Source organism: Pseudomonas sp. GW821-FHT12A04 (genome assembly GCF_058807755.1).
On record NZ_JBXAQZ010000029.1, the window covers coordinates 1,231 to 4,308 of the forward strand.

The 3,078-nt window shown below is 51.2% G+C and carries 1 rRNA gene; it reads left to right on the plus strand.

Going from position 1 to position 3,078, the window contains the following annotated elements:
* Positions 1-165 precede the first annotated feature (165 nt).
* Positions 166-3,059, plus strand: a 23S ribosomal RNA gene (locus AC1RS8_RS27985).
* The last annotated feature ends 19 nt before the right edge of the window (positions 3,060-3,078 follow it).

A 3,078-nucleotide genomic window follows, 5' to 3' on the forward strand; every position in this document is an offset into this window, starting at 1 on the left:
TTCGTTCTTTAAAAATTTGGGTATGTGATAGAAAGATAGACTGAACGTTACTTTCACTGGTAACGGATCAGGCTAAGGTAAAATTTGTGAGTTCTCTTAGTTGAGAAATTCGAATTTTCGGCGAATGTCGTCTTCATAGTATAACCAGATTGCTTGGGGTTATATGGTCAAGTGAAGAAGCGCATACGGTGGATGCCTTGGCAGTCAGAGGCGATGAAAGACGTGGTAGCCTGCGAAAAGCTTCGGGGAGTCGGCAAACAGACTTTGATCCGGAGATGTCTGAATGGGGGAACCCAGCCATCATAAGATGGTTATCTTGTACTGAATACATAGGTGCAAGAGGCGAACCAGGGGAACTGAAACATCTAAGTACCCTGAGGAAAAGAAATCAACCGAGATTCCCTTAGTAGTGGCGAGCGAACGGGGACTAGCCCTTAAGTGGCTTTGAGATTAGCGGAACGCTCTGGAAAGTGCGGCCATAGTGGGTGATAGCCCTGTACGCGAAAATCTCTTGGTCATGAAATCGAGTAGGACGGAGCACGAGAAACTTTGTCTGAATATGGGGGGACCATCCTCCAAGGCTAAATACTACTGACTGACCGATAGTGAACTAGTACCGTGAGGGAAAGGCGAAAAGAACCCCGGAGAGGGGAGTGAAATAGATCCTGAAACCGTATGCGTACAAGCAGTGGGAGCCCACTTTGTTGGGTGACTGCGTACCTTTTGTATAATGGGTCAGCGACTTATTTTCAGTGGCGAGCTTAACCGAATAGGGGAGGCGTAGCGAAAGCGAGTCTTAATAGGGCGTCTAGTCGCTGGGAATAGACCCGAAACCGGGCGATCTATCCATGGGCAGGTTGAAGGTTAGGTAACACTGACTGGAGGACCGAACCGACTACCGTTGAAAAGTTAGCGGATGACCTGTGGATCGGAGTGAAAGGCTAATCAAGCTCGGAGATAGCTGGTTCTCCTCGAAAGCTATTTAGGTAGCGCCTCATGTATCACTGTAGGGGGTAGAGCACTGTTTCGGCTAGGGGGTCATCCCGACTTACCAAACCGATGCAAACTCCGAATACCTACAAGTGCCGAGCATGGGAGACACACGGCGGGTGCTAACGTCCGTCGTGAAAAGGGAAACAACCCAGACCGTCAGCTAAGGTCCCAAAGTTATGGTTAAGTGGGAAACGATGTGGGAAGGCTTAGACAGCTAGGAGGTTGGCTTAGAAGCAGCCACCCTTTAAAGAAAGCGTAATAGCTCACTAGTCGAGTCGGCCTGCGCGGAAGATGTAACGGGGCTCAAACCATACACCGAAGCTACGGGTATCATCTTCGGATGATGCGGTAGAGGAGCGTTCTGTAAGCCTGTGAAGGTGAGTTGAGAAGCTTGCTGGAGGTATCAGAAGTGCGAATGCTGACATGAGTAACGACAATGGGTGTGAAAAACACCCACGCCGAAAGACCAAGGTTTCCTGCGCAACGTTAATCGACGCAGGGTTAGTCGGTCCCTAAGGCGAGGCTGAAAAGCGTAGTCGATGGAAAACAGGTTAATATTCCTGTACTTCTGGTTATTGCGATGGAGGGACGGAGAAGGCTAGGCCAGCTTGGCGTTGGTTGTCCAAGTTTAAGGTGGTAGGCTGGAATCTTAGGTAAATCCGGGATTCTAAGGCCGAGAGCTGATGACGAGTGTTCCTTTGGAACACGAAGTGGTTGATGCCATGCTTCCAAGAAAAGCTTCTAAGCTTCAGGTAACCAGGAACCGTACCCCAAACCGACACAGGTGGTTGGGTAGAGAATACCAAGGCGCTTGAGAGAACTCGGGTGAAGGAACTAGGCAAAATGGCACCGTAACTTCGGGAGAAGGTGCGCCGGTGAGGGTGAAGGACTTGCTCCGTAAGCCCACGCCGGTCGAAGATACCAGGCCGCTGCGACTGTTTATTAAAAACACAGCACTCTGCAAACACGAAAGTGGACGTATAGGGTGTGACGCCTGCCCGGTGCCGGAAGGTTAATTGATGGGGTTAGCTAACGCGAAGCTCTTGATCGAAGCCCCGGTAAACGGCGGCCGTAACTATAACGGTCCTAAGGTAGCGAAATTCCTTGTCGGGTAAGTTCCGACCTGCACGAATGGCGTAACGATGGCGGCGCTGTCTCCACCCGAGACTCAGTGAAATTGAAATCGCTGTGAAGATGCAGTGTATCCGCGGCTAGACGGAAAGACCCCGTGAACCTTTACTATAGCTTTGCACTGGACTTTGAATTTGCTTGTGTAGGATAGGTGGGAGGCTTTGAAGCGTGGACGCCAGTTCGCGTGGAGCCATCCTTGAAATACCACCCTGGCAACTTTGAGGTTCTAACTCAGGTCCGTTATCCGGATCGAGGACAGTGTATGGTGGGTAGTTTGACTGGGGCGGTCTCCTCCTAAAGAGTAACGGAGGAGTACGAAGGTGCGCTCAGACCGGTCGGAAATCGGTCGTAGAGTATAAAGGCAAAAGCGCGCTTGACTGCGAGACAGACACGTCGAGCAGGTACGAAAGTAGGTCTTAGTGATCCGGTGGTTCTGTATGGAAGGGCCATCGCTCAACGGATAAAAGGTACTCCGGGGATAACAGGCTGATACCGCCCAAGAGTTCATATCGACGGCGGTGTTTGGCACCTCGATGTCGGCTCATCACATCCTGGGGCTGAAGCCGGTCCCAAGGGTATGGCTGTTCGCCATTTAAAGTGGTACGCGAGCTGGGTTTAGAACGTCGTGAGACAGTTCGGTCCCTATCTGCCGTGGACGTTTGAGATTTGAGAGGGGCTGCTCCTAGTACGAGAGGACCGGAGTGGACGAACCTCTGGTGTTCCGGTTGTCACGCCAGTGGCATTGCCGGGTAGCTATGTTCGGAAAAGATAACCGCTGAAAGCATCTAAGCGGGAAACTTGCCTCAAGATGAGATCTCACTGGGACCTTGAGTCCCCTGAAGGGCCGTCGAAGACTACGACGTTGATAGGTTGGGTGTGTAAGCGCTGTGAGGCGTTGAGCTAACCAATACTAATTGCCCGTGAGGCTTGACCATATAACACCCAAGCAATTTG